Raw genomic sequence first — 24,792 nt, 5'->3', positions numbered from 1 at the left:
TCAGGACCGTCCGGTCAGCCAGAGCAGGAGGCCGATCCCCGTCCCCACCGTCGCGTGCCCGACGACGCCGCGGGCGTGGCTCACCAGCGGGTAGGAGGTCAACGTCGGCAGCGCCGTGCCCTCGTCGACGAGCAGGAACGCGCCCGCACCGACGAGGAGGCCGGCGCGGAGCGGGTGCACCCCCCGGCGCACCAGGGCCGCGGCGACCACCCCGTAGGTGACGCCGAACGCGCGGTGCACGGCGGTCCCCACCCGGTCCGCCGTCGCGTCGTCGAGGTCGCGCCCCGCGGCGCGGCCGAGCCGCCTGCCGAGCTGCGCGAGCGTGCCGCCCGGCGCGATCTCCTGCTCCCGCTGCCGCGAGGCCCCGCTCTGCCGGCCGTGGAACCAGCCCGTGACGGCGTCCATGGTGCGGCTGGCCGCGTACCCGGCCAGCGCTCCGGTCCAGAGCGAGGGGCGGTCGCCGGCCACGGAGCCGGCACGTCGTTCCATCAGCCGAGGAGGGTGACCAGCGGCCGCCCGGCCTCCACGACGTAGGTCGAGAGCATCTGCCCCGTCCCGGGACCGACGTCGCGCGCGTCGTGCGGGACGCCGGGCGGGATGAGGAACCCGTCACCCGCGTGCAGCGTCCGGGTCACGCGGCCGCGGACGGCCATCGTCACCGTGCCGGCGAGGATGTAGCCGACCTCCTCGCCGGGATGGGTGTGCCAGCCCGACGAGACGCCGACCGGGATCCGGGTGAGGACCTGGACGATCTCCCGGCCGGGGATCGAGGAGGGTCCGCGCTGGACCTCGGTCCGCTCGAGCCTCCCGCCGAAGTCCGGTGGGGGCTGGGGAGCGACTGCGGGTCCGGACGCCATGGTGGGGCCTTCCGTCGTCGGGGAGGGACCGATCGCCTCCCACCCTCCGCCGCGCCGGGGGCCGCCGCACCGGTCAGACGACCGGGGCCGACCCTGCCCCGGGACCCGGGCTGACCCCGTGTCGGCGGCGGCCCGAGCGGCGGACCGTACGGGGATGACCACGACAGGACCGGTGACAGGTCCGGCGACGGCTCCGGTCGCCAGGACGCCGACCACGGCCGAGCGGGTGTTCGGTCTCGACGACGAGGGGTGGGCGCGCCACGCCAACCCGTGGAGCGTCTACACCCGCATCCCCATCCCCGCGCTGTTCGCCGGCGCCGTCTGGAGCCGCGCCCGGATCGGCCGGTGGTCGCTGCTCCCGGTGGGCGCCGTCTGCGCGTGGGCCCTCGTCAACCCGCGGGCGTTCCCGCCGCCGCGGTCCCTGGACTCCTGGGCCTCCAAGGCGGTGCTGGGCGAGCCGTACTGGACCAACCGCAAGGCCGTGCCCGTGCCCCCGAGGCACCGGGTGGCGCCGAACGTCCTGCTCGGGCTCAACACGGCGGGGGCGCTGGTGCTGGCCCGGGGCCTGGTCGCCCGCGACGGGTGGATGACGCTCTGCGGGCTGGCGGTGCACATGGCCGGCAAGAACTGGTTCCTCGACCGCATGGCGATCCTCCACGACGACGTCGTCCCGCCAGGGACCGACGAGCGGCGGCCCGCCGCCTGACGCCACTCCCCCGGTGGCCGCGCCCGCCGGGCGGGCGCACGCTGGGCGCGAGGCGGGGCCGAGCCACCGGCGCCGGTGCCGCGTGCCGGTGTCGTCCCCGGCAGCAACCCGGCGACGGCGCCGGACGGGTCGGTGGTCTCGTGGAACGGTGTCCCGAGTGCGCGAGCGGGCAGGTCCTCCACCTCTGGCGGACGGACATGGAACGCCTGGTGCTGATCGACGACTGGAAGTGCCTGAGCGCGACGTGCGGACACCGGTGGGACACCACCCTCACGTACGCGCAGCTCGAGCAGCGGTCGGCCGGCCGGCCGGCCGGGACCGTCCCACGGAGCGGTGGCGACAGCGGCGTCAGGGACTGCCGCCCATCCGGTCGACGAGCACCTCGGGGCTGAAGCCGAGCCGCGCGAACTCCTCCGCCACGACGGGGGACGGCAGCGGGTAGGCGAGGTCGAGGAGCCGTCGCTCGGCATCGGGGCTGAGCTGCATGGCCGGCAGCAGGTGCCGGACGTGCTCACGGGTGACCATCCGGTCGCGGGTGTCGAACACCGGTCCCCTCCCGTCGCGCGGTGCGCGGGCGCCGCGGAGCCGCGGCCCCGGTCGTCCCCGCAACCGTAGGCCGGAACGGCGTCCCGGAACAGGACGCCGGGGCGACGGCCGCCGGTCCACCGACGTCCCCGGCGACCGTCTCCCCGGCAGCGGATCAGGACTGCGGCGCTCCTGCACGGGCCGACGTGAACGCCCCGGTGGTCTCCGCACGGGGTGTCGGGATGGTGTCGATGCCCTCCATCGACTTGTCGAAGTCGACCGCCCGGTTGTCCATGAGTGCCCGGGGATCGAACGACGAGTGCGCCATCACGCCGTGGATCCGCCGGCGTTGCATCCCGAAGTTGCCGGCGTCGTAGAGCGGGAGGATCGAGGCCTCGCGGAGGTACCGCTCGAACAGGTGCTTGCGGTCCACGGAGTTGACCCCGACGACCTGCATGCACTTGTAGACGCAGTCGAAGAGCATCTCCGTGCACAGCACCTTGTTCATCGCACCGATGAGCTCCCCGTGGTAGTCGTGCTCGTCGATGTAGTGCGCGCCCTTCCAGCAGAAGTACCGCGCCGCCTCGATCTTCGCCGCGACGTCACCGAGGACGTAGCCGGGGTACTGGTAGTCGATGATCGGCTGCGGTCCGCCCGCGGTGTAGGTCTTCGCCCAGTCCAGGGCCGCCTCGTAGGCCGCCCGGGCCACCCCCACGGCAGCGATCCCGGCGACCGGCCCCGACCAGGCGAAGTTGCGGTTGATGAGCAGGTCGCCGTTGCCGCGCGTCCCCTCGATGAGGTTGGCCGCAGGGACGCGCGCGTCGTCGAAGACGATCTCGCAGTTGGGGGCCAGCCGCTGGCCCGACGTGCTGATGGACGAGTAGGTGACGCCCGGGGTGCCCCGTTCGACGATGATCGCCGACAACCCCCGGGTGCCACCCGCCTCCCGGTCGGTGCGGACGACGACCAGGTTGAGATCGGCTCCCTGGTTGTCCCAGCCGCCGACGTTGCACGGCCAGTACTTGCGGCCGTTGACCACGTACTCGTCGCCGTCCAGCGTCGCGGTCACCGACATGCCGGCGCCGTTGACCGCTGGGGCGTCGAAGTTCGCCGTCCCGCCGGGTGAGCCGGGCGGCTCGCTGGCCGCGTACCCGACGATGAACTCGCCGGAGGTGTCCGAGGTGGCCCGGCGGATGAAGCGTTCCTTCTGCTCCTCGGTGCCGTAGTACCAGACCGGCATCAGGCCGAGTCCGTTCACCAGGATCGTCGTCGCGAAGCCGGGGTCGACCGCACAGATCTCCTCCGCGGCGATGACGAAGTCGACGTTCGACATGCCGCCGCCGCCGTACTGCCGCGGCAGCATCGAGAAGGCGATGCCCCGCTTCACGGCCTCGCGGTAGGCCGGCTTCGTCAGGTTGAACGCGCGGAGGGGGTCGGGCTCCTCGTCGGCCGCCCGCACCACCGGCTGCAGGACGTCCTGCGCGAACTCCCGGGCCGCCTCCTGGATGACCTTCTGCTCCGGCGTGAGCGTGAAGTCGATGGCCATGACGATCTCCCCCTGCACGGTGGCGGCGACGAGCCGGCCCCGAGGACGGGCCTGCGTCCGGGTCCGGCTCCCCTCGCCACGGATCCGATCCGACCCGGTCCACTGTCCTCAGGGCCGGGGACCTCCGGAAGGACCCGGCGTGCGCCCCGGCCATCGGGTACGGCCGGCACAGCAGATCCGGCACACCGGGATCCGGACCCGACCGCGCGGCAGGGTGGTGACAGCTCCGCGCGACGCGCAGACACTCGGTCCCTGGTCCTCGTCCTCGGAGGTGCCCGTGTCCCCTCGCCACCTGGCCGCCGCCCTGGGTCTCGCTGCGGCGACCGTGCTCGCCACCGCCCCGGCGGCGCTCGCCGCGCCCCCTCCCACCGGCCACAACTGCGCCGGCACCTTCGTCACCGAGGTGGCCAGTCCAAAGTTCGGTCCGGCGGTCGCGGCCCTGGCCAAGGAGCAGGGTGTCGACGACCTCGGTCTCGCCAACTGTGGCCTGACGCCGCGCAACGACCCCTGACCGGTCCGCGGTCCCGGTGACGCCCCTGCGACTCGCGGCACGGCGGCCGCCGATCACCCGGCGTCCGGCGGGTCCAGGTGCAGCCGCCCGTCCGAGCGCTGCTCCACCAGCCGCGCGAGGTCGGCCCGGGGGACGAAGCCGATCACCCGGGACAGGTCGCCGGTGAGCAGGGCCTGGCCCACCGGCGGGGACACCAGGCGCGTCGTCAGACAGCCACCCGCGAAGACGTCGAAGCGGAGGGTGACGCGGGGATCCGACGGGTCCCCTCCCTGGTAGCGCCGGAGTCCGGTCCCCGCCGGGTCGATCTCGGGGGCACTCCCCCGGTCGCACGCGGCGGTCAGCGTCGCCACCAGGGCGTGCGGACCCGCCCGGTCGTGGTCGAAGGTGAGCACGGACCGGCCGCTGGTGACCGTCTGGGAGCCGAGGGTCCACCCCGCCGGCTGCGCGCGCACGCACGGCACCCGCGAGGCCGACGGCACCGACTGGGCGAGCAGCCACAGCCCCTCGGCGTCGGTGCAGGAGACCGCACCGGCGTAGAGGTCACCCTCGCGCGGCAGCGGGTCCAGCCGGCCCCAGACGACGATCTCCTGGGCCACGAAGAGGACGGCGAGGGCGGCCGCGAGCAGCGCCGCCCGGCGGGCGGTCCAGCGCTGGACGGGGATCGGCCGCGGGGCACGGGGCAGCAGGGCGACGAACTCCGCGTGCAGGTCCCGCCCCTGGCTGCGCATCATCCGGCGCAGCTGGGAGGGCAGCGCCAGACCGCGGGCGGCGGCGAACGCCTCGGTGATCTCCTCGACGCCGAACTGCCGCAGCGCCCGGTCGTACACCCGGCCGGGATCGCTGCGCAGCGCCAGGCACAGCATCATGTTCGCCAGGTCGACGGCCTGCCGCCACGGGCTGGGCCGCGCCTCGGCGAAGGCCACGTCGATGAGCAGGAGACGGCCGTCGCGGACCAGCAGGTTGGCCGGTTTGAGGTCGCGGTGGGCGAGCCCGGCGTCCCAGAGCCTGCGGACGATGCCCAGGCCGTCGTCGAGGACCCGGTCGTCGATGGCGCCCTCGACCTCGCCGAGCTCGACCGCGCCCTCGAAGAACTCGGTGACGAGCAGGTACTCCCGCTCCGGGGTGAGCTCCACGAATCCGTAGGGGGTGGGACTCGGCACGCCGGCCCGGTGCATCAGGGACAGCGCGTAGTCCTCCTGCTGCACCAGCCGGCGCACCGTGGTGAACGGCCGCTCGTCCTCCAGCTGCCCGTAGAGCAGCTCCCGCCCGAGCTTGAACCAGCGGTCGGCCTGCAGGTGGCTCTTGGCGTACAGCTTCCCGAACAGCACCCGCGGCGGGTCCCCGGCGACGCGGATCCGCAGCGGGGTGGACCCGGCCGAGCCGGCCAGGCCGAACGGGACGACCTCGTCGGCCACCAGGCCGAGCTGGTCGCGCAGCGCGCGCCGGATCGCCTCCCCGCGGGCACCGCCCACGTCCAGGTGGGCGGTGCGGCCGCGCCGGTAGCCGACCGGGAACACCGCATCGGGCGCGAACCAGCGGAAGGCCAGCAGCGGAACGGTCACCCCCAGCACGACACCGACGAGCACGTCGGTGGGTGCGTCCACGCCCAGGGCGATCCGTCCGAGGCCGGCCAGCGCGACGACCGCCGTGGCGATCCACTTCCCCCGGTCGCGCCACCGCCCCGCGGGCACCAGCGAGTACAGGAGGGTGACCGCGCCCGCGGAGAACAGGGTCATCTGCAGCGAGGGCATGGCCCAGCCCTGCCACTCGGTGCCGAAGGCCACCCCGAACGGCCTCGGCCGGTGTGCCCGGGAGGCGAGCAGGTTCCCCGCGACGACCTGCAGGACCGTGATCGCCGCCAGCCAGATGACCAGGTGCCGGAAGCGGCGCAGCACGACCAGCGCGACCAGGAGCAGCGGCGGGACTGTGGACAGCACCGGCCACGAGGCGGGCGCGGCGAGGACCCGGGAGAGCCCCGGGGGGACCACCTCCCCCAGCCACCGGGTGCCCGCGTCGTCGGCGACGGTCACCGCCACGGCGACGCCGCGCAGCCCGCCGGAGAAGACCACCGGCACGGCCGCGATCAGCAGCACCGCGGCCAGCAGCCATCCGACGCCGCTGGCCCGGACGTGGCGGGGCAGCGCGGGCGGCCCTCCGGACGGCCGGCGGGTCCGCCGCACCGCCGCGCCCTGGGCGACGGGGACGGCCACCGGGGTCGTCCGGTCGGCAGGCAGGTCCATGACCCCTCCTCCCCGCTCCCCGGGACACTGCGCGGGTCAGGAGGCGGCCTGCTGTGGCACCTCCAGCCGCAGGCCCGCCGTGGGCAGGGTGGTGGCCAGCTCCGCGAGGGCGTCGTCGAGCCGGTCGGCCATCCGCGCCAGCGACGACCGGACGGCCTCCTGGCGGCGCTCCAGCTCGGCGACGGCGGCGCGGACGTCGGCCAGCTGCCGCTCGGCGGCGGCCGTCTCCGCGTCCTGCGCCGCGCGCGCCGCCTCCGCCGCCCGCTCGATCCGTTCGGCGGCCTCGTGCGCCTCGCGGGCGCGGCGCTCGGCGGCCTCGCGGTCGAGCTGCTCGCGGCGCTCGGCGGCCTCGGCGCCGAGGCGGGCGCGCTCCTGCGCGGCCTCGGCGGCCAGGCGGGCGCGCTCGGCGTCGATCCGCTCGCGGGCCTGGGCGGCCAGGGTCCGGTCGGCCTCGGCCTCGGCGCGCAGCCGCTCGGCCTCGGCCCGGGCGGTGTCGGTGAGCTCGGCGGCCTCGTCGGCGGCCAGCTGGAGGATGGTGCCGATCCGCTCGGTCAGGTGGACCATCTCCTGCCCGGCGGGCGAGTGGGCGAGCAGCTGCCGGGCCAGCGCCAGCTCGGCGGAGCACCGGCCGTAGCGCTCCAGCACGTCCTCGGTCTCGCGGCGGCTGCTCTGCAGTTCCGCCTCCACCCAGGCCACGTAGTTGTCGACCTCGAGGCGGTCGTAGCCGAGCGAGCGCCGGCGGAAGTCCGGCGGGCTGACGAGGATGGCGTCGAGGTCGCCCGAGAGGTTCGGACGTGCCGGGGAGGTGGGGTCGGCGTCGCCGGGAGGGTCGGTGGTCCCGGGGTCCGCGCGGTGGGCGCCGGGCGCGGCGTCGGTCGAGCGGGACATGGCGATCGGTCTCCTCGCTCCGGCTGGGCCCGTGGTTCGGAGGGCCGGGGTGCCGGGTGCCGTCGGGCCATCGGTACGCGAGGACGATCCCGCACCGGACGGCGCGCAGCGGTGCTCCGCTCGCGCTCCGCGGGGCACTCCTGACGTCGCTCCCCTGCGTCGCCGGGCCGGTGCCGTCGGTGAGCGGAACCGGCCCGTCCGGCAGGACCGGTGCAGGATGCGCCCATGTGCACGGTGGTCGTCCGCTGGTCCGCGGGACAGCCCGTCCGCATCCTCGCCCTCCGCGACGAGCTGACGACCCGGGCCTTCGACGACCCGGGCCGCTGGTGGCCCGAGCACCCCGACGTCGTCGGCGGCCGCGACCGCGTCGCCGGGGGCACGTGGTGCGCGAGCCGGGTGGACACAGGGGCGACCGCGCTCGTGCTCAACCGCCCGGCCAAGCGCGACGCCGACCCGGGGGCGCCCAGCCGGGGGGTCCTGCCGCTGCTCGGCGCCGTCCACGGCGCCGGCTGGCGCGCGCACGTGGACCCCGCCGGGATGGCCTCCTTCCTGCTCGTGCTGGCGACCCCCGGGGAGCTGCTCACCTGGGACTTCGACGGCGAGCGGCTGACGGAGACCCGGCACCCCGAGGGCACGACGATGGTCACCTCCGGCGGCCCCGAGGACCGCAAGACCGAGCGGTACCTGCCCGCCTTCGCCGCCGCCGACGGTCCCGGGGAGTGGCGCCGGCTGGTCCGGGACGCGCCCCCGGCCGACGACCCCGGCGCCCTCGTCGTGCGCCACGAGGAGGACGGCCGGGTGTTCGCCACCGTCTTCGGCGAGGTGATCGAGGCCGAGCCCGGCCGGCTGCGGGTGAGCTCCAGCCGGGAGCCCTGGACGGCACGGCCCTGGGACGTCCTCGCCGTCGGTCAGGCCCCGCCGACCTAGACCCTCCCCGGGGGCCGGAGGGTCATCTGACGCATGTCGCCCCGTACGGGCCCCGCGAGACTCGGAGCCGCCCCACCGGCCGGGACCCGGAGCTCCCCGGTCCCGCCCTCCGGGCCCGAGAGGAGCGCACGTGTCCGGAAGCCAGGACCCCGGGACGACGCAGGGCACCGTCCGGCAGCCGACGGTGGCGGAGGTGGCGCGTGAGCCGATGACGACGGTCGAGACGCGGGCGCACCTGGCCGCGGCCGCCTACCTGATCAAGCGCTCGCAGGACGGCGCGCTGGTGGTCGTCACCGACGACGCCCGCCGCCGGGCCCTCGGGGTCGTCACCGACGCGGACATCAGCCAGGCGGTCGCCGACGGTCACGACCTCGAGCGCCGGCGCATCAGCGACGTCCTCGCCGGGCGCGACCTGGTGACGGTGCACCCGGACACACCGGTCGACGTCGCGCTCCGGCAGATGATCGGCGCCCGCGTCCGCCACCTCGTCGTCGCGGGCGACGGCGGCTCGGACAGGATCGTCGACATGACCGACCTGTGCCGGGTGCTGGTCGGCCCGGCCTGAGCCCCGCCGTGACGCCCCGCGGTCAGGCCCCGTCGTCGGCGACCACCGGCACGGGCACGGTGAGCAGCGTGGCGCCGCGGAGGTCGAGCAGCACGTACCCCTCCCGCGTGCCCACCCGCAGCACCACCTCCGTGCAGCTGGGGCAGCGCAGCACCATCGCCGGCGCGTCGGCGTAGAGGAGGTGCTCGCCCAGCGCCGCCGTCGTCCCGCAGGCGGCGCAGCGGGAGCGCGCCGCGGTGACGTCCACGGCGAACAGGGCGGCCAGCGGCCCCCCGGCCGCGTTGCCGTCGAGGCGGCGGGCCGAGACGGCGTCGGTCGTGTCGGTCATGACGACTCCCCTGAGCTGCCGAAGCGTTCGATGCGGATGGTGGACGGGTCGTGGCCGATCCCGACCAGGGTGCTGGCCACGGCCTCGGCGAACACGGTGGGGCCGCAGACGTAGGTGCGGGGGCGCTCGGCGGGGGCGATGGTGCGGCGCCGCAGCATGGCGGCGTCGATGCGGCCGGTCTCGCCGCGCCAGCCGGCCGGCGCCTGCCGGGTCAGCGTCAGCGTCGTCTCGGGCCCCAGGACGTCGCGGCCGAGGACCTCCTCCTCGGTCCGGACGGAGTAGAGCAGCTGCATCCGGGTGGGGCTGTCGAGCCGCCGGTGGTGGTCGAGCATCGCCACGAACGGGGACACGCCGGCTCCCCCGGCGACCAGCTGCACCGGGCGCCGGGCGGCCTCCCGGTCGGTGCGGTCGGCCGACACCGACCAGACGAACCAGCCGCCGATCGGGCCGCGCAGCTCGAACTCGTCGTCGCGCCGGACCTCGCCGGTGAGGTACGGCGACACCTCGCCGTCGTCGAGCCGCTCGACGAGCAGGTGCAGCGCGGGCTCCTCGGGCGGCGAGGCCAGGGAGTAGCTGCGTTCGGCGCTGTAGCCGTCCTCGCCGGTCAGGCGGACGTCGACGTGCTGCCCCGGGAGGTGCCCGCTCCAGCCCGGGACGTCGAGGACCAGCCGGTGCACCCGCGGGGTCTCCGCGCGGTTGTCCAGCACCCTGGCGCGCAGCCAGGTCAGTCGCCGCTGTACCGCTGCTCGCGCCACGGGTCGCCGTAGAGGTGGTAGCCGAAGGTCTCCCAGAAGCCGGGCTCGTCGGAGGCGCGCAGCGTGAGCCGGCGCAGCCACTTGGCGCTCTTCCACAGGTAGAGGTGCGGGACGAGCAGCCGGGCCGGGCCGCCGTGCTCGGGGGCCAGCGGCTCGCCCGCGTAGGTGTCGACGACCCAGGCGCGGCCGCCGGTGAGGTCGGCGAGCGGGAGGTTGGTCGTGTAGCCGCCGTCGGACGTCGCCAGCACGTAGGGGGCGGGGTCGGGCACGTCCTGCAGCAGCCGGTCGACCGCCACGCCCTCCCACCGGGTGCCGAACTTCGACCACTTGGTGACGCAGTGCAGGTCCACGGTGAGCGCCTCGTGCGGCAGGGCCCGGAACTCCTCCCAGGTCCACCGCGCCCGGGTCCCGGTGCCGTCGTCGACGGCGAGGTCCCACCGCGCGAGGGGCGTGTGCGGGGTCGGCCCGGCGGACAGGACGGGGAAGGCATCGCCCGCGTCGTACTGGCCCGGGGGCAGGCGGTCGTCGGCCGGACGGGACCTCCCCCGTCCGAAACCGCGGGACAGCACGGACATGGCGTCTCCTCCCGGGGCAGCTCCGACCCGGGCCAGGCTAGGGAGAAGGGCGGCCGGCGCCATCCGCCATCCGACTCGTCCCGCCGGCCGGGGGCGGCGCGCTCCCCAGCGCGTCCCGGAGCGCGGCCCGGGTGGTGATCCCGAGCTTGGGGAAGACGCGGTACAGGTGGCCCGACACCGTGCGCGGGGACAGGAACAGCCGGGTGCCGATCTGCTTGTTGGACAGCCCGGAGGCCGCCAGCGAGGCGATCTCGTGCTCCTGCGGGGTCAGCGTGGACCAGTCGCGGTCCCCGGACGGCGGCCCGGCGGGGAACCCGCTGGCGTGCAGCTCCACCGCGGTGCGGTCGGCCCAGGGCCGCGCGCCCAGGCGCTCGAAGGTCTCCAGGGCGGCGGTCAGCTGCAGCCGGGCCTCCGACGTCGCGCGGGTCCGGCGCAGGTGCTCGCCGTAGGACAGCTGCAGCCGGGCGCGCTCGAACGGGAACGACGCGGCACCGCGGGAGGCCAGCGCCTCGCGGTGGAGGACGCCGGCCTCCTCCCCCGGGGCGGCGAGGGCCGCCGCACCCGCCGCGAGCAGCGCCAGGCGGGGGCTGTGCCGGACGACCGGGGACCGCCGCACCGCGGCCACGTGCGCGGCGGCCTCGGCGGTGTGCCCGGTGCGGACGGCGGCCTCGACCAGGTCGCGCGCCGTCCACAGGGCCACGGGGACGTGCGGCGCCAGGCGGCCGGCGGGGGTGATCGACGTCCCCAGCCGCAGGGCGTCGGCGTAGTCGCCCCGGCCGAGCGCGGCGAGCGCCCGCGCCCGGGCGGCGAAGTGCCCGAGCATCGTCACCCCGCGGGGCGCGGCCCAGGTCTCCATCTCCTCGGTGAGCGACCGGGTGGCCTCGTCGTCCCCGCGGGCCGCCGCGACCAGGGCCAGGCAGTAGAGGCCGGGGAGCGCGATGAGCCGGTAGCCGAGCCGCTCGCTCCAGGCGATGCCCTCCTCCGCCGTGCGCACGGCCTCCTCCCAGCGCCCGTCCCGGAAGGCGTCGTGGCACAGCATCATCAGCGCGTTGACGGCGCTGGCCGCCGCTCCGCCGTCGCGCCCGTCCCGGACCACCCGCCACAGGGCACCCCGGCAGGCGGCGAGCCGGTCGACGTAGAAGGCCGCGATGGCGGTGCGCACGATCCGGACCGGGTCGACCTCCTCGTCGACGGTGGCGAGGAGCCCCTCCAGCCGCTCGAGGTCGGCCGCCGGGGCGCCGGCCGGGTCGCCGTACACGCGGGCCGACACCGCCAGCAGCGGGGGGACGCCGGGGCCGAGCCGGGCCAGCGCGGCCTCGAACGCCCGCCACGGCTCCTCCCGGCCGCCGAAGTGGCACACCAGCATCAGCGTGTGCAGGGCCTCCTCCACCGCGCCCCCGGCCGGTCCCCGCCGCAGCGCGTCCTCGATGCCGCGGACCAGCACGAGGTGCGCGGTCTCGACGTCGCCCTCGCCGTTGAGCAGGTGGTGGGCGGCGGCCACCGCCGTCGCGAGGGACCCGCCGGTGTCCGGGTCGGCGCGCCGGGCCTCCCCCAGCAGGTCCGGGACGCTGCTGAGCCGCCCGGCCGCGTCGGCGCCGACGTAGGCGGCCTCGGCCAGCCGGCGGGCCCGGTCGGCGCCGCGCGGGCTGAGGTCCGCGGCGCGCAGCAGCGCGCGCACGGCGCGGACGGCGTCCCCCTTGTGCAGCGCCAGGGAGGCGGCGACCTCCAGCAGCGCCGCGGTCGGCTCGTCCGGGCCGGCGACGGCCTCGGCCAGGTGCCAGGCGCGCCGTTCGGGGTCGTCGGTCAGCAGGTCGGCGAGGACGGCGTGCGCGCGGCGCCGCTCGCCGCTGGTGGCCAGGGCCACGGCGGCGGCACCGATGAGGGGGTGGCGGAAGGCGACCCGGTCGGCGGCGGTGTCCAGGTGCACGACCCCCGCCCGCTCGGCCGGGGCGAGGCCGTCGAGCCAGCCGTCGCCGGAGGCGGCCGCGCGCAGGGGCCGGAGGTCGCCGGTCCCGTCGAGAGCGGTGAGCAGGAGCAGCCGGCGGGTGTCCGGCGGCAGTCCGCGCACCCGGTCGGCGAACAGCTCCTGCAGGCGGGTGCTGAGCGACAGCGACCGCGGCAGCGGCTCGTCGGCCAGCCGCTGCGCCTCGGTCATCGACCCGGGCAGCTCGAGCAGCGCCAGCGGGTTGCCCTGGGCGGCGGAGACCACGCGCCGCCGCACCCCGGGGGCGAGGGCGGGGAACCGGCTGCGCAGCAGGTCGGCCGCGTCCGGCTCGCCCAGGGGCGGCACGTCGTGCCGGGGCAGGCCGGCGTGCAGGAGGAAGGAGTCGGACTCGCTGCGGACGGCGCCCAGGAGGCCGATGCAGCTGCCCTCCAGCCGGCGCGCGACGAAGCCGAGTACGCGCGCGCTGGACCGGTCGAGCCACTGCAGGTCGTCGACGGCGACCAGGAGCGGCCCCGAGGCGGTGGCCAGCCGCAGCAGCGCGAGCGCGGCCGCCGACACCACGAGCCGGCCGGCGGGCGGACCGGAGCCCACGCCCAGGGCCACCGTCAGCGCGTCGCGGTGCAGGTCGGGGAGCTCGGCCAGCCGGTCGTGCAGGGGCAGGAAGAGCTGGTTGAGCCCGGCGAAGCTCACCTCGGCCTCGAACTCCACCCCGGAGGCGCGCAGCACGCGGACACCGCGCTCCGCCGCGGTCCGGCAGGCCTCCTCGAGCAGGACGCTCTTGCCGACCCCCGGGCCGCCCGCCAGCAGCAGCGCCGCGCCGTCGCCGGCGGCCCGGTCGAGGAAGGCGCGCACCCGGTCGAAGTCCGCCGTCCGGCCGACGAGGTCCGGAGCACGGTCGGGAACACGGTCGGGCGCACGGGCCGGGGAGCGGACGTCGTCCATCGCGGGTCCCCCTGGGCTGAGCAGCGGGCGCCAGACTCCCACCGCGGGGGCGACGCCGACCAGTGCCCTCCGCCCCGGGACCGGGTCGGCTGACGCATGCGCCGGGGTCCTCGACCGGGTCACGCTCCGGCCCTGGGCCGACCCCTCGGCCGGGAACCCGGGGAGGACCCGTGCCGGATCCGGACGCAGACGCACTGCCCCGGCGGTTCACCGACCTCCGGCTGTCGCGGACGACGGTCGGCGAGGTGTCGCTGCGCGTCCGCGTGGGCGGGTCGGGACCCCCGCTGCTCCTCCTGCACGGCTATCCGGAGACCCACCTGGCCTGGGCGCTGGTCGCCGGGGACCTGGCCGAGCAGTTCACGGTCGTGGCCCCGGACCTGCGCGGCTACGGCGACAGCACCGCGCCGCCGCGGCTGCCGGGGCACGAGGGCGCCGGGAAGCGGGCGATGGCGGCCGACTGCGTCGCGCTGATGGGCTCACTCGGCTTCGACCGCTTCGACGTGGCGGGGCACGACCGCGGCGGGCGGGTCGGCTACCGGATGGCGCTGGACTCCCCCGCGGTGGTCCGCCGCCTGACCGTGATGGACGTCGTCCCGACCGGGGAGGTCTGGGCCCGCGCCGACGACCGCTTCGCCCTCGCCTACTGGCACTGGGGGTTCCTCGCCCAGCCGTACCCGGTGCCCGAGCGGATCATCGGGCGGGACCCGGAGTCCTTCCTCTTCGACGCCGAGTTCGGCGGCGTGATCCGCGGCTTCCCGCCGGCGGCCGTCGCGGACTACGCGCGGTGCGCCCGCGACCCGGCGACGGTCGAGGCGATGTGCGAGGACTACCGGGCCGGCGCCACCTGCGACCGCCGCGACGACGACGAGGACCGGGCGGCCGGCCGGCGCATCGCCTGCCCGACCCAGGTGCTGTGGGCCGGCCGAGGCCCACTCGCGGTCTGGTACGACACCCTCGCCGTCTGGCGGGACTGGGCCGACGACGTCACCGGCCGGGCGCTGGACTGCGGCCACTTCCTGGTCGAGGAGCGCCCGCGCGAGGTCCTGGCGGCGCTGCGGGCCTTCCACGGCTGGGGGACCACCGCCGGGGGAACCACCGCCGGAGGGACCGCCCCGGCGCGGGTCACCTGACCGTTGCCCCGGCCGTGACGCGGCGACGAGCGTCCGGCCCATCCCGGCACGGCGCACCGCTGCGCCCGCCCCGTCCCCGCTCCCGGAGGAGACACCCGTGACCAGTGCACCGCCCAGCCCGACCGCCGCCCCGACCGTCGCCCTCGTCCACGGCGCCTTCGCCGACAGCGCCGGCTGGAACGGCGTCGTCGCCCGGCTCCTCGCCGACGGGGTGGCCGTCGAGTCGGTGTCCAACCCGCTGCGCGGCATCTCCCTCGACGCCGCCTACGTCGCCAGCGCGATCGGCCAGATCCCGGGGCCGGTGCTCGCCGTCGGCCACTCCTACGGGGGCGCGGTCATCACCAACGCGGCCCTGGAGGCCGGCAACGTCGTCGGGCTGGTCTACGTGGCCGCCTTCGCGCCGGACGAGGGCGAGGTCCTGCAGGACATCGAGGCCGACTCGAGGGACAGCGTCCTGACCACCGTCCTCGTCCCGAGGCGGTACCCGACGGGCCGCGGCATGGACACCGAGCTCGAGTTCTCCATCGACCCGGCGCACTTCCACTCCGCCTTCGCCTCCGACGTGTCCGAGGAGCAGGCCCACGTGATGGCGGCGACGCAGCGCCCGGTCTCCTCCCTCGCGTTCAGTCAGAAGACCGGGATCCCGGCTTGGCGGACCCTGCCGTCGTGGGCCGTGGTGGCCACCGGGGACAAGGCGGCCGGCAGCGACGTCGTCCGGTCCATGGCGCAGCGCGCGGGGGCGACCGCGGTGGAGGCGGAGGGCTCTCACGTGATCATGGTGTCGCAGCCGGACCTGGTGGCCGACGTCATCGAGCAGGCCCTGGCCGCGGTCTCCCGCTGACCGGCGGTGGCGGCTCAGCCGGAGGTGAAGACTCAGCCGAAGGTGAAGACCTGGGCCGCCACCCCGCCGTCGGGGAACCCGATCTCGAACTCCCGCTCGCCGACGGGCCCCGGCTGCCGGACGAGCTGGTAGAGCCGCGACCGGTCCAGCGTCCCGTACCCGTCCTCGTCGACGTCGGTGCCGGCGGCCGCGCCCGGGGCCCGCCCGTCGAGCAGCACGCGGAAGCGCACCGGCCCGGCGACCGGTCCCATGGCCAGGTGCAGGTCGCGGGCCGAGAAGCGGTAGGCGATCCGCCCCGGCTCCCCGGCCAGCACGGCCGACTCGTCCTCCACCGTCCAGCGGCCCGACAGCGCCCAGGACAGCGCGCGCAGCCGCGCCGGGAACGCGTACTCGTGCGGCGCGCCCGGGACCAGCCCGCCCGGGGAGGCGAACCGCTCCGCGCGGAGGGCACCGACGTAGGTCTCCGGCGAGCGCAGGTGCTCCCAGTCGGCGGGCGCCTCCACGCCCTCGGCGACCACCTCCACCGGGTCCCCTCCGGCAGCGCCGGCCCCGGCCTCCTCGAGGAGGGTCCGGACCACGCGCTCGCTCTCCTCGTACGCGCCCTCCCCGAAGTGGTGGTACCGGATGCGGCCCTGCGCGTCGACGGCGTAGAGCGCCGGCCAGTAGGAGTTGCCGAACGCACGCCACACCGCGTAGTCGCTGTCGACCGCGACCGGGTACTCCAGCCGCAGGTCGGCGACGGCCCGGCGCACGTTGGCGAGGTCGGCCTCGACGCGGAACTCCGGCGTGTGCACTCCGAGGACGACGAGTCCCTGCTCCCGGTACCGCTGTGCCCAGGCCCGCACCCAGGGCGCCGTGCGCAGCCAGTTGATGCAGGTGTAGGTCCAGAAGTCGACGAGGACCACGTGCCCGCGCAGGTCCTCCGGCGTCAGCGGGGGCGAGCCGAGCCACCCGGTGGCGCCGTCGAGGGACGGGAGGGTGCCCTCGACGGGCAGGCCGGTCGTCGTGCGGGTCATCTGCTCCACCGCTCTCGGGTCGGAGGCCGGCGCACCGGCCCTCAGGCGTCGGGGATCCAGCTCCCGTGGAAGCCGAGCGGGATCCGGGCCGGGAGGTGGACGACGGCGACCGGCGGGCCGGCGAAGTCCTGGGCGGCGAGGACGACGAGGTCGGCGGCGCCGCGGTCGGGGTCGTGCACGAAGGTCATGACGTAGCCGTCGTCCTCGGCCGAGTCGGGCGCCGAGGGGGCGAACACGCCCTCGCCGACGACGGCGTCCCGGGGGAAGCGGTGCGCCTCGACCGTGCCGGCGGTCAGGTCGTGCTTGAGCAGCGCCCCGGCGAACGCGTCGTCGGCGAAGCTGCCGTCCATGCGCACGGTGGCCCGGTTGAGCTCCGCGGTCACCGCGCCGTAGCCGTAGCGGTGCGGCCGGGCGACCACCCGCTCGTCGACGCGCGGGAACTCCTGGGGGCGGTCGTCGAGCACCTGGCGGGTCACCCGCCCGGCGGCCGGGTCGATGGTCCAGCGGTCGAGCGTGAGCGCGCCCTGCTCGGCCAGGACGGTCATGTCGTAGACGCCCTCGTACCGGCACGTGTCCACGACGACGCGGTCGCCGTCGTCGTGGGCGTTGAGGGTGTGGAACACCCAGCACGGGTCCACCTCGAACCAGCGGGCCTCGCGGACGGCGCCGGTGCGCGGCAGCAGACCGACGCGCGGCGCGTGCGAGGGGTTCCAGAGGTAGGGCAGCCGCGACCCGGCCGTGGCCGCGTCCATGTTGAAGGTGACCGGCAGGTCGAACAGCACGACGTAGCGCTCGGTCAGGGCGAAGTCGTGCATCATCGGCCCGTCCTCGACCGGGACGTCGGTGGTCTGCGTGACCGTGCCGTCGGGGCCGATGACGACGTGCTGGACGTGGTCCCAGCCCCACCAGTAGGCGACGGCGTGCAGGTCGCCGGTGAGCCGGTCGGGCTTGGTGTGGGCCGCGTAGCCCCCGGGCAGGGTGCCGCCGAAGTCGCACGGGCCCACGGTCTCCAGCTCGGCGGTCAGCTCGTAGGGCAGCGACCCGGCCTCGACGGTGGCCAGCGTGCGCCCGGCGTGGGCGATGACGTGGGTGTTGGCGGCGAAGTCCGTGCCGGCGTGCACCGGCCCGCCCGGCCACGTCTCCCCCAGCGCGCCGGCCACGTCCCGGGAGCGGACCCAGCGGTTGCGGTACCACTCCGCCCGGCCGTCACGCAGCCGGACCCCGTGCACCATGCCCGCGCCGAGGAACCAGTGGCCCGGGTCGTCCAGGCCCATCGGGTTGGGCCCGTTACGCAGGTAGCGGCCGTCCAGCTCGGGCGGCAGGGCGCCGGTGACCGGCAGGTCGAAGGCGGTGACCTCCTCCGTCACCGGCGCGTAGGCGCCCTGCAGGTGGGGACTGCGGTCGAGCGTGGGTCGGTCGGTCACGGGAGCTGCCCTCCGGCTGGTGTCGGCCCGGGCGTCCGCGCCCGCGCCGTCCGTCCCCGAGCCTGGCCCTCCCGCGCCCGGGCGGACAGGGAGCGAAGGTCCCGGCCGTCGCGTCACGGTGCCGGGCGGGTCGGCTCGCGGGCGGGCGCCTCCGCGGCGGCGTCGTCCCCGCTCCGCGGTGTCGGCACGACGGCGGCCACCCGCGCCAGGTGGGCGCTGCCCTCGATGTCGATGTCCGGGACGATCCGCTCCATCCAGCGGGGCATCCACCAGGCGCGGGCGCCGAGCAGCGACATCACCGCCGGCACCAGGACCATCCGGATGACGGTGGAGTCGATGAGCACGGCCGCCGCCATCCCCACCGCGAGCATCTTCACCGTGGGGTCGGGGTCGAGCACGAAGCTGCTGAACACGACCACCATGACCGCCGCGGCGGTGGTGATGACCCGCGCCGTGCCCCCGATGCCGATGGCCACGCTGCGGTGCGCGTCGCGGGTGGCCGACCACGCCTCGTGCACCCGGGACAGCAGGAAGACCTCGTAGTCCATCGACAGCCCGAACACGATGGCGAACATCAGCATCGGGACGAACGCCGGGATGGGCAGGTCCTGCTCGATGCCGATCCACGACGAGCCCCAGCCCCACTGGAACACCGCGACGACCACGCCGTAGGCGGCGCCGACCGACAGCAGGTTGAGCACGGCGGCCTTGGTGGCGATCACCACCGACCGGAACGCCACGGTCAGCAGCACGAACGACAGCGCCACCACGGTGAGGATCAGCCACGGCATGCGCGCGGCGATCTTCGCGGTGAAGTCGACGTAGCCGGCCGTCGTCCCGACCACGTAGGTGGTGGCGTCGACGCCGGGCAGCACCGAGGTCCGGAGCGTGTCGACCAGGTCGGTGGTGGCCTGGTCCTGCGGCGACGTCGTCGGGACGACGGTGAGGATTGCCGTGTCGCCGTCCTGGTCCACGTTCGGCGCACCGACCGACGCCACGCCCGGCGTCTGGCCCAGCGTGGTCGCCGTGTCCGTCAGCAGGGTGCCGGCATCGGCCTGCGACGTGCCGTCGGGGATGACGACGACCACCGACAGCGGGCCGTTGACGCCCGGGCCGAAGGCCGCGGCGAGCGTGTCGTAGGCCCGCCGGTCGGTCTGGGACGTCGGGTCGGTGCCCGCGTCGAGCTGGCCGAGCTGCAGGGAGAGCACCGGGATCGCCAGCACCACCAGCAGCGCGGTCGACAACAGCGCCCAGGGCAGCGGCCGGTCGCTCACCCGCCGGCCCCAGCGGGCGAAGGCGCTGCGCTCGTGCGCCTCGTCGCTGCGGGCGGCGAGGGCGGCCAGCCGCGCCGTCGCGGTCTCCGCGTCGCCCTCGGCGGCGGCCTGCTGCGCCCGGCGGTCCCCGCGCGCCTGGATCCGGTGCCCGGCCAGCCCCAGCAGCGCCGGCACCAGGGTCAGCGCCGCGAGCATCGCCACGGCGACGACGACGGCCGCGGCCAGGCCCATCGCCCCGACGAACGGCACCCCGGCCACGTAGAGCCCCAGGATCGCGACGACGACGGTGCCGCCGGCGACGACGATCGCGGCGCCGGACGTGGCGGTGGCGCGGCCGACCGCGGTGACCACGTCGGCACCGTGGTCGAGCTGGTCGCGGTGCCGGGCGACGAGGAACAGCCCGTAGTCCACGGCGACGCCCAGCCCCAGCAGCGTGGCGACGGTCGGCGCGGCGTCGGGGAAGGTGAGCAGCGCGGCCAGCAGCCCGACCGCCGACAGCCCGGTGAGGACGCTGACCACCGCGGAGACCAGCGGCAGGACCGCGGCGACGATCGAGCCGAACATGACCAGCAGCAGCACCAGCGCGATGCCCAGGCCGACGAGCTCGGAGTCCAGGTCGTCGGTGACCAGGCCGATCTTCCCCGCGCCGCCGCCGTAGTCGACGGTCAGCCCGGCCGAGCGGGCCGGCGCGACCGCGTCGTCGAGCCGGTCGAGGTAGGACGCGTCCAGCGACCCGGGCACGACGCTCCAGGACACCGGGCCGTAGGCGACCGTGCCGTCGGAGGAGACCAGCGGCGAGGGGCTGGGCACGCTGAACGGGTCGGTGGCGGTGAGCACGTCGGGCAGCGCGGCGACGGCGGTCATCGAGCTGCTGACGGCGGCCTGCTGGTCGGCGACGGTGTCGCTGCCGGCGGAGAAGACGATCTGGCCGGCGTACCCACCGGCCTGGGGAAAGTCGGCGGAGAGGACGGCGAGCCCCTCGGCGGACTCGCTGCCGGGCACGGAGTAGTCGTTGGCGAACTCCCCCGCCCACGCCCGGCCGGCGAGGATCCCGGCCGCCAGCAGCAGCACCCAGGCGACCACCACGATCCAGTGCCGGCGGGCGCACCAGCGCCCGAGCCGGTCGAGGAAGGCGTTCACGGCGCGCTGCGCGGGACGGCGGGTGCGGGCTCCCGGGGTCCCCGGAGGACGGGCGGTGCCTGCGGGACGGAGCGGGCCATGCTGGCTCTCCGATGCGCTCGAGGCGGTCCGGCCCGTGCGGCGGAGGGCCGAGCCCTGCGGAGTCCGGTCCCGGCAGGCTAGGAGCGCCCGGCCCGGGGCCGACAGGGCCGTGCGACCCGGGTGCGGCTGCGACCCAGGTGCGCCCGTCAGGGCGTCACGTGACGGTGAACAGGCCGTTCATGCTCGGGTGCGGGTCGCAGATGTAGCGGTAGTCGCCCGGCTCGAACGTCACCACCCAGGTCGTCTCGCCCTGCTCCCGGATCCCCGTCTTCTCGTCGACCGCGCCGTCCCCGCCGCTGAGGTGGAAGTCGTGGACGCCGCTGTGGTCGGTCACCTCGACGTTGTACTGACCGGCCGGTAGCTCGGTCACCGGCGCCCCGTCCTCGTCGACCAGGGCGATCTCGAAGGCGTCCTCGGAGTCCTCGGTCCCGACGGTGCCCCGCAGCGTCGGCGCCCCGGGCACCGCGGTCGCCGACGCCTCCGCACCGTCGTCGTCCTCCGGGCTGCTGCAGGCGGCCGCCAGGAGGAGCACCGCCAGGACACCTGCTGTGGGAGGTCTCATCGCCATCACCCGGCAGCCCCTCGCGGCACCGGGGCGGCGGTCCGGCGTCCCGACGTGGTGCCGACCCCGGAGACGGTAGTCCGGACGGCTCCCCGGGTGGGTGGTGTCCCGCGTGCCGCGTGGATCCGCCGTCCCGGTCGAGGTCACCGGGTCCGGCTCCTCCCCGGGAGCGGCCCCGGTGGGCCACGGTGGGTCCAGCGACGACCCCGGAGGGCGGAGCGCATGACGAGGACGGACACCCCGGCGACCCGGCCCGCCACGACACCCGCGGGAGAGGACCACTCGCGGGAGGAGGTCACCGGCTACGAGCGGTCCCCCAGCGACGTGCTGCGCGTCGCCGTGCTGACCGTCGCGGCCCTCCTCCTGCTGCTGGTGGCCCGCTGGGTGCGCGGCGAGGCCTCGGCGCTCGACGACGACCTGGTCCGGCGGGTGTCCTCGGCCGCACCGGCCGTGGAGCGGGTCCTGGCCGGGGCCGCCACGCTGCTGGCAGCGGGGTCGGTGGCGGCGGCGTGGACCGCGGCCGCGCTGACCCGCCGGCCCCGGCTGGTCGGCTACCTGCTGGTCGCCGGTCTCACCGCCGTGGCGCTGGCGCGCGGGGCCGGGTGGCTCCTCGACGGGGGCGGCACGCTCGGCAGCGACGGGCTGGCCGCCGCCACGGCGTCGTTCGCGGTGCTGGCGCCGTTCGTGTCCCGCCGGTGGCGGCGGGCCGGCGTCCTGGTGGTCGCGGGGACGACCCTGCTGCACCTGCTCGCCCCCCTGGGGTTCCCGGCCACGCAGGCCGTGGCGCTCGTGCTCGGCGCCGCGGCCGGGTCCGGGACGCTGCTGCTCCTCGGCCGTCCCGTCACCCGGCCGACCCGCGCTGCCGTGGCCGCCGCCCTGGCCGGCAGCGGCCTGGACCCGGTCGACGTGCAGCCGGCCTCGGTCGACGCCCGCGGCTCGGTCCCCTGGACCGCCGTCCTGCGGAACGGGGACCGGGTGTTCGCCAAGGTGATGGGCGCCGAGAACCGCGCCGCGGACCTGCTGTTCCGGACCTACCGGTTCCTCCGGCTGCGGAACGTGGGCGACGAGCGCCCGTTCTCCTCGCTGCGCCGCACCGTCGAGCACGAGGCGCTGGTGTCGCTGCTCGTCCGGGACGCCGGTGCGCGGACGCCGCGCCTGCGGACCATCTCCCCGGTCGGGCGCGACGCCCTGCTGCTGTCCTACGACCTGGTCGACGGCGCCACCCTCGACCGGCTGCCCGACGCGGCGCTGACCCCGCCGGTGCTGCACGGGATCTGGGAGCAGGTGGCGCTCCTGCGCCGCCACCGCGTCGCGCACCGGGACCTGCGCCGGGCCAACCTCCTCCTCGACCCCTCGGGCGCGCCCTGGCTGATCGACTTCGGGTTCAGCGAGGTCGCCGCCGCGCCGGCGCTGCTGGACGCCGACGTCGCCCAGCTCCTCGTCGCCCTGGCGCTGGAGACCGGCGTCGACGCCGCCGTCGACAGCGCGGTCGCCGGCCTCGGCCCGGAGGCGGTCGCCGCGTCGCTGCCCCGGTTGCAGCCCGAGAGCCTGAGCGGCGCGACGCGGGAGGCCGCGAAGCACGCCGGGCACCTGCTCGCCGACCTCCGCGCCGCCGTCTCCACGCACTGCGGCGTCCCGGAGCCCCCGCTGACCGACCTCGACCGCGTCCGGCCGAGGACGCTCGTGCTCGGCGTGGTGCTGGCGGTCGTCACCTACGTCCTGGTCCCCCAGCTCGGGGACCTGGCCGGCATGGCCGAGCGGGTCCGGGACGCCGACTGGGCCTGGGCGCCCCTGGTCCTCGCGGCGTCCGCGCTGACCTACGTGGGCGCCGCGGTCAGCCTCGCCGGAGCCGTGCCCTCCCGGCTGCGGCCGCTGCCCACCCTCGTCGCCCAGCTCGCCTCGGCGTTCACCGGCAAGCTGGCGCCCGCCGCGCTCGGGGGCATGGCGCTCGACGTCCGGTTCCTCCAGCGCAGCGGCGTCGACCTGGCGGTGGCCACCTCCGCCGTCGGTCTCAGCTACGCCGCCGGGACCGCCGTCCACGTGCTCCTGCTGCTCGGGTTCGGGATCTGGGCCGGCCGGTCGCTGGCCGGCGCCCTGGGGCCGGTGGAGTCGCCCGCCGTGCTGTGGGGCGCCCTGGCGCTGCTCGCGGTCCTCGTGGCCGCTGCCGCCGTCCCGGCCGTCCGGCGGACGGTCGCCGGGCGGCTGCTCCCGCCGCTGCGACGGGCCCGGCACGGCGTGGCCGCCGTCCTGCGCAGCCCCGGCAAGCTCGGGCTGCTGCTGGGGGGCTCGGCGACGACGACCCTCGGCTACCTCCTCTGCCTCTACCTGTGCACGGTGGCCCTGGGCGGCGACCTGGGCCCCGCGGTCGTCGGCGCCGTCTACCTGGTCGGCGCCGCCGTCGCCGCGGCCGCCCCGACGCCCGGCGGGCTGGGCGCCCTCGAGGCCGCCCTCATCGCCGGGCTGGTCGGCGCGGGGATGGACCACACGGTCGCCGTCCCCGCCGTCTTCCTCTTCCGGATCGCGACCTTCTGGCTGCCGGTCCTGCCGGGCTGGTTCGCCCTGCGCTGGCTGCGCAGGACGGACGCCGTGTAGCCCGCCGCCGGGCAGCCCTCCGCCGCCGGCGCCGGTTCTCCGCGGGTCAGCGGCGCGGCTGCGGGATCGGCGGGGTGCGCAGCGGCCGGAACGCCGCCCGGATCTCGGAGGCGAACAACTCCGGTTCCTCCCACGCGGCGAAGTGGCCGCCCCGGTCCACCTCGTTGAAGTAGCCGAGCGTGGCGTAGGACAGCTCGGCCCAGCTGCGCGGCGTCCGCCAGATCTCGCCGGGGAACGTGGTGAAGCCGACCGGGACCGCGACGTCCGGCGGGGGCGGCCCCGCCGCGGCGGCCGCGGCGGCGACCGGTCCGTAGTTCTCCCAGTACGACCGGGCCGCCGACGCCCCGGTGCCGGTGAGCCAGTACAGCGTGATGTTGTCGAGGACGTTGTCCCGGGTGAGGTTGCCCGAGGGCTCCCCGTCGACGAACGCGCGGGCGATCTTCTCGTAGCTGTCGGTGTCGTGGTCGAGCAGCCAGGCCGCGAGGGCGACGGGCGAGTCCAGCTGGGCGTAGCCGATCGTCTGCGGCCGGGTGGCCATCTGCAGGAAGTAGGAGAAGCCGCTGGCCTGGAACGTGGCGATGGCGGCGGCCGCCGCGCGCTCCTCCTCGGTGTCGGTCGGGAACTGCAGGCCCCCGAGCGCCGTCACGAGCAGGTTGACGTGGATGCCGAGCAGGCCCTCGGGTGCCTGGCGGCCCATGACGTCGGTGACGCCGGCGCCGACGTCGCCGCCCTGGGCGACGTAGCGGTCGTAGCCGAGGCGGCGCATCAGCTCGGCCCACGCCCGGGCGACGCGACCGACGTCCCACCCCAGTTCCCTGGGCTCCGCGGAGAAGCCGTAGCCGGGCAGCGACGGCAGCACGAGGCCGAAGGCGTCCTCGGCGCGCCCGCCGTGGGCGGGCGGGTCGGTCAGCGGGTCGACGGCGTCGAGCAGTTCGACGACCGAGCCCGGCCAGCCGTGCGTCATGACCAGCGGCATCGCGTCCGGGTGCGGGGAGCGCACGTGGAGGAAGTGGACGTCCACGCCGTCGATCTCGGTCACGAACTGCGGCAGCGCGTTCAGCCGCGCCTCGCACCGGCGCCAGTCGTACTCGCCGGCCCAGTGACGGGCCAGCGCCTGCATCGTGGCCGACTGCACCCCCTGCGAGCGGTCGGCGACCAGCTCCGGGCTCGGCCAGCGCGTCGCGGCCAGGCGGCGGCGCAGGTCGGTGAGCGCCTCCTCCGGGACGTCGACGCGGAAGGGACGGATGGCGCTGCCGGCCTGCTGCTGGACTGCGGTCATGGTCGCTCTGCCCTCTGTCGGTTTCCGGGGGGAGCGGACCGGGCGGGGCGGGAGCGGGAGCCCACGGGCCGGGCACGGTCGGCGCTCCGGGACGACCCACCCTGGTCCGCGCGTCCGCGGCGTCGCCACGGTCGAACGACTCG

At 76.3% G+C, this 24,792-nt stretch carries 22 protein-coding genes; 7 read left to right on the top strand and 15 right to left on the bottom strand.

Going from position 1 to position 24,792, the window contains the following annotated elements:
- Both FN207_RS20540 and FN207_RS20535 read right to left on the bottom strand, forming a co-directional pair.
- Entirely contained in the window at positions 1 to 489 is a 489-nt protein-coding gene (locus FN207_RS20540; protein WP_142460314.1) for a hypothetical protein, read from the bottom strand.
- Entirely contained in the window at positions 489 to 857 is a 369-nt protein-coding gene (locus FN207_RS20535) for a cupin domain-containing protein (protein ID WP_142460313.1), read from the bottom strand. Before FN207_RS20535 ends, FN207_RS20540 begins: the two co-directional genes overlap by 1 nt.
- A gap of 154 nt (positions 858 to 1,011) precedes the next feature.
- Here FN207_RS20535 and FN207_RS20530 point away from each other — a divergent pair, with 154 nt between their 5' ends.
- The gene (locus tag FN207_RS20530; protein WP_246066225.1) at positions 1,012 to 1,563 is read left to right on the top strand and encodes a DUF6653 family protein; all 552 of its coding nucleotides are present in this window, start codon (positions 1,012 to 1,014) and stop codon (positions 1,561 to 1,563) included.
- A gap of 348 nt (positions 1,564 to 1,911) precedes the next feature.
- Here FN207_RS20530 and FN207_RS20525 read toward each other — a convergent pair whose 3' ends face one another.
- Positions 1,912 to 2,109 (bottom strand): hypothetical protein, encoded by a 198-nt coding sequence (locus FN207_RS20525; RefSeq protein ID WP_142460312.1) that lies wholly within the window; start codon positions 2,107 to 2,109, stop codon positions 1,912 to 1,914.
- Between the two features lie 154 nt (positions 2,110 to 2,263).
- Positions 2,264 to 3,634, bottom strand: coding sequence for an acyl-CoA dehydrogenase family protein (locus FN207_RS20520; protein ID WP_142460311.1), 1,371 nt, complete (start codon positions 3,632 to 3,634; stop codon positions 2,264 to 2,266).
- Between the two features lie 277 nt (positions 3,635 to 3,911).
- Between FN207_RS20520 and FN207_RS20515 the strand changes: the two genes are divergently transcribed.
- A complete protein-coding gene (locus tag FN207_RS20515; protein ID WP_142460310.1) occupies positions 3,912 to 4,145 on the top strand; it encodes a hypothetical protein in 234 nt (77 codons plus the stop codon).
- A gap of 53 nt (positions 4,146 to 4,198) precedes the next feature.
- On the opposite strand, the gene FN207_RS20510 is transcribed toward FN207_RS20515, so the two are convergent.
- Together FN207_RS20510 and FN207_RS20505 are read right to left on the bottom strand one after the other, a co-directional pair.
- Positions 4,199 to 6,385: a phosphatase PAP2 family protein gene (locus FN207_RS20510; protein ID WP_142460309.1), complete on the bottom strand. Its 2,187-nt coding sequence runs from the start codon at positions 6,383 to 6,385 to the stop codon at positions 4,199 to 4,201.
- Positions 6,386 to 6,421: 36 nt separating this feature from the next.
- The gene (locus FN207_RS20505; RefSeq protein ID WP_142460308.1) at positions 6,422 to 7,273 is read right to left on the bottom strand and encodes a hypothetical protein; all 852 of its coding nucleotides are present in this window, start codon (positions 7,271 to 7,273) and stop codon (positions 6,422 to 6,424) included.
- 225 nt (positions 7,274 to 7,498) lie between these two features.
- Here FN207_RS20505 and FN207_RS20500 point away from each other — a divergent pair, with 225 nt between their 5' ends.
- Entirely contained in the window at positions 7,499 to 8,200 is a 702-nt protein-coding gene (locus FN207_RS20500; RefSeq protein WP_142460307.1) for an NRDE family protein, read from the top strand.
- 130 nt (positions 8,201 to 8,330) lie between these two features.
- The gene (locus tag FN207_RS20495) at positions 8,331 to 8,765 is read left to right on the top strand and encodes a CBS domain-containing protein (protein ID WP_142460306.1); all 435 of its coding nucleotides are present in this window, start codon (positions 8,331 to 8,333) and stop codon (positions 8,763 to 8,765) included.
- Between the two features lie 22 nt (positions 8,766 to 8,787).
- Here FN207_RS20495 and FN207_RS20490 read toward each other — a convergent pair whose 3' ends face one another.
- Genes FN207_RS20490 through FN207_RS20475 form a run of 4 tightly spaced genes read right to left on the bottom strand, consistent with a single transcriptional unit; the run spans position 8,788 to position 13,310 of the window.
- The gene (locus FN207_RS20490) at positions 8,788 to 9,093 is read right to left on the bottom strand and encodes a DUF6510 family protein (protein WP_142460305.1); all 306 of its coding nucleotides are present in this window, start codon (positions 9,091 to 9,093) and stop codon (positions 8,788 to 8,790) included.
- A complete protein-coding gene (locus FN207_RS20485; RefSeq protein ID WP_142460304.1) occupies positions 9,090 to 9,848 on the bottom strand; it encodes an FAD-binding oxidoreductase in 759 nt (252 codons plus the stop codon). Before FN207_RS20485 ends, FN207_RS20490 begins: the two co-directional genes overlap by 4 nt.
- Positions 9,818 to 10,423 (bottom strand): molybdopterin-dependent oxidoreductase, encoded by a 606-nt coding sequence (locus FN207_RS20480; protein WP_142460303.1) that lies wholly within the window; start codon positions 10,421 to 10,423, stop codon positions 9,818 to 9,820. The genes FN207_RS20485 and FN207_RS20480 overlap by 31 nt, the downstream gene beginning before the upstream one ends.
- 37 nt (positions 10,424 to 10,460) lie before the next feature.
- On the bottom strand, positions 10,461 to 13,310 hold the full coding sequence (locus tag FN207_RS20475) for a helix-turn-helix transcriptional regulator (protein ID WP_142460302.1): 2,850 nt from the start codon (positions 13,308 to 13,310) through the stop codon (positions 10,461 to 10,463).
- Between the two features lie 170 nt (positions 13,311 to 13,480).
- Between FN207_RS20475 and FN207_RS20470 the strand changes: the two genes are divergently transcribed.
- Positions 13,481 to 14,440 carry an alpha/beta fold hydrolase gene (locus tag FN207_RS20470; RefSeq protein ID WP_246066224.1) on the top strand — a complete coding sequence of 320 codons (960 nt, stop codon included), beginning with the start codon at positions 13,481 to 13,483 and terminating at the stop codon, positions 14,438 to 14,440.
- 97 nt (positions 14,441 to 14,537) lie between these two features.
- Positions 14,538 to 15,281, top strand: a complete 744-nt coding sequence (locus tag FN207_RS20465; RefSeq protein WP_142460301.1) for an alpha/beta fold hydrolase — start codon at positions 14,538 to 14,540, stop codon at positions 15,279 to 15,281.
- A gap of 32 nt (positions 15,282 to 15,313) precedes the next feature.
- Here the strand turns inward: FN207_RS20465 and FN207_RS20460 are convergent, their stop codons facing one another.
- From FN207_RS20460 to FN207_RS20445, 4 genes are all read right to left on the bottom strand, one after another.
- Entirely contained in the window at positions 15,314 to 16,297 is a 984-nt protein-coding gene (locus FN207_RS20460; RefSeq protein ID WP_142460300.1) for a redoxin domain-containing protein, read from the bottom strand.
- A gap of 41 nt (positions 16,298 to 16,338) precedes the next feature.
- Complete coding sequence (locus FN207_RS20455) at positions 16,339 to 17,721, bottom strand: carotenoid oxygenase family protein (RefSeq protein ID WP_142460299.1); 1,383 nt, start codon at positions 17,719 to 17,721, stop codon at positions 16,339 to 16,341.
- Between the two features lie 113 nt (positions 17,722 to 17,834).
- Positions 17,835 to 20,135 carry an MMPL family transporter gene (locus FN207_RS20450; protein WP_185938452.1) on the bottom strand — a complete coding sequence of 767 codons (2,301 nt, stop codon included), beginning with the start codon at positions 20,133 to 20,135 and terminating at the stop codon, positions 17,835 to 17,837.
- Between the two features lie 235 nt (positions 20,136 to 20,370).
- On the bottom strand, positions 20,371 to 20,748 hold the full coding sequence (locus FN207_RS20445) for a cupredoxin domain-containing protein (protein WP_221888319.1): 378 nt from the start codon (positions 20,746 to 20,748) through the stop codon (positions 20,371 to 20,373).
- Between the two features lie 252 nt (positions 20,749 to 21,000).
- Here FN207_RS20445 and FN207_RS20440 point away from each other — a divergent pair, with 252 nt between their 5' ends.
- On the top strand, positions 21,001 to 23,370 hold the full coding sequence (locus tag FN207_RS20440; protein WP_142460297.1) for a flippase-like domain-containing protein: 2,370 nt from the start codon (positions 21,001 to 21,003) through the stop codon (positions 23,368 to 23,370).
- A 46-nt stretch (positions 23,371 to 23,416) separates the two neighbouring features.
- On the opposite strand, the gene FN207_RS20435 is transcribed toward FN207_RS20440, so the two are convergent.
- Positions 23,417 to 24,649 (bottom strand): epoxide hydrolase family protein, encoded by a 1,233-nt coding sequence (locus tag FN207_RS20435; RefSeq protein ID WP_142460296.1) that lies wholly within the window; start codon positions 24,647 to 24,649, stop codon positions 23,417 to 23,419.
- Between the last annotated feature and the right edge of the window lie 143 nt (positions 24,650 to 24,792).

The organism is Geodermatophilus aquaeductus (assembly GCF_900182545.1).
Taxonomy (GTDB): Bacteria; Actinomycetota; Actinomycetes; order Mycobacteriales; family Geodermatophilaceae; genus Geodermatophilus; species Geodermatophilus aquaeductus.
Note: the sequence above shows the minus strand (reverse complement) of the source record. Positions and strands in the feature narration are given on the sequence as shown.

Excerpts from the sequence above, each read along its gene's own strand:
- FN207_RS20540 (WP_142460314.1), bottom strand. The coding sequence starts at position 489 with ATGGAACGACGTGCCGGCTCCGTGGCCGGCGACCGCCCCTCGCTCTGG.
- FN207_RS20535 (WP_142460313.1), bottom strand. The coding sequence starts at position 857 with ATGGCGTCCGGACCCGCAGTCGCTCCCCAGCCCCCACCGGACTTCGGC.
- FN207_RS20530 (WP_246066225.1), top strand. The coding sequence starts at position 1,012 with ATGACCACGACAGGACCGGTGACAGGTCCGGCGACGGCTCCGGTCGCC.
- FN207_RS20520 (WP_142460311.1), bottom strand. The coding sequence starts at position 3,634 with ATGGCCATCGACTTCACGCTCACGCCGGAGCAGAAGGTCATCCAGGAG.
- FN207_RS20510 (WP_142460309.1), bottom strand. The coding sequence starts at position 6,385 with ATGGACCTGCCTGCCGACCGGACGACCCCGGTGGCCGTCCCCGTCGCC.
- FN207_RS20505 (WP_142460308.1), bottom strand. The coding sequence starts at position 7,273 with ATGTCCCGCTCGACCGACGCCGCGCCCGGCGCCCACCGCGCGGACCCC.
- FN207_RS20500 (WP_142460307.1), top strand. The coding sequence starts at position 7,499 with ATGTGCACGGTGGTCGTCCGCTGGTCCGCGGGACAGCCCGTCCGCATC.
- FN207_RS20490 (WP_142460305.1), bottom strand. The coding sequence starts at position 9,093 with ATGACCGACACGACCGACGCCGTCTCGGCCCGCCGCCTCGACGGCAAC.
- FN207_RS20480 (WP_142460303.1), bottom strand. The coding sequence starts at position 10,423 with ATGTCCGTGCTGTCCCGCGGTTTCGGACGGGGGAGGTCCCGTCCGGCC.
- FN207_RS20475 (WP_142460302.1), bottom strand. The coding sequence starts at position 13,310 with ATGGACGACGTCCGCTCCCCGGCCCGTGCGCCCGACCGTGTTCCCGAC.
- FN207_RS20460 (WP_142460300.1), bottom strand. The coding sequence starts at position 16,297 with ATGACCCGCACGACGACCGGCCTGCCCGTCGAGGGCACCCTCCCGTCC.
- FN207_RS20440 (WP_142460297.1), top strand. The coding sequence starts at position 21,001 with ATGACGAGGACGGACACCCCGGCGACCCGGCCCGCCACGACACCCGCG.
- FN207_RS20435 (WP_142460296.1), bottom strand. The coding sequence starts at position 24,649 with ATGACCGCAGTCCAGCAGCAGGCCGGCAGCGCCATCCGTCCCTTCCGC.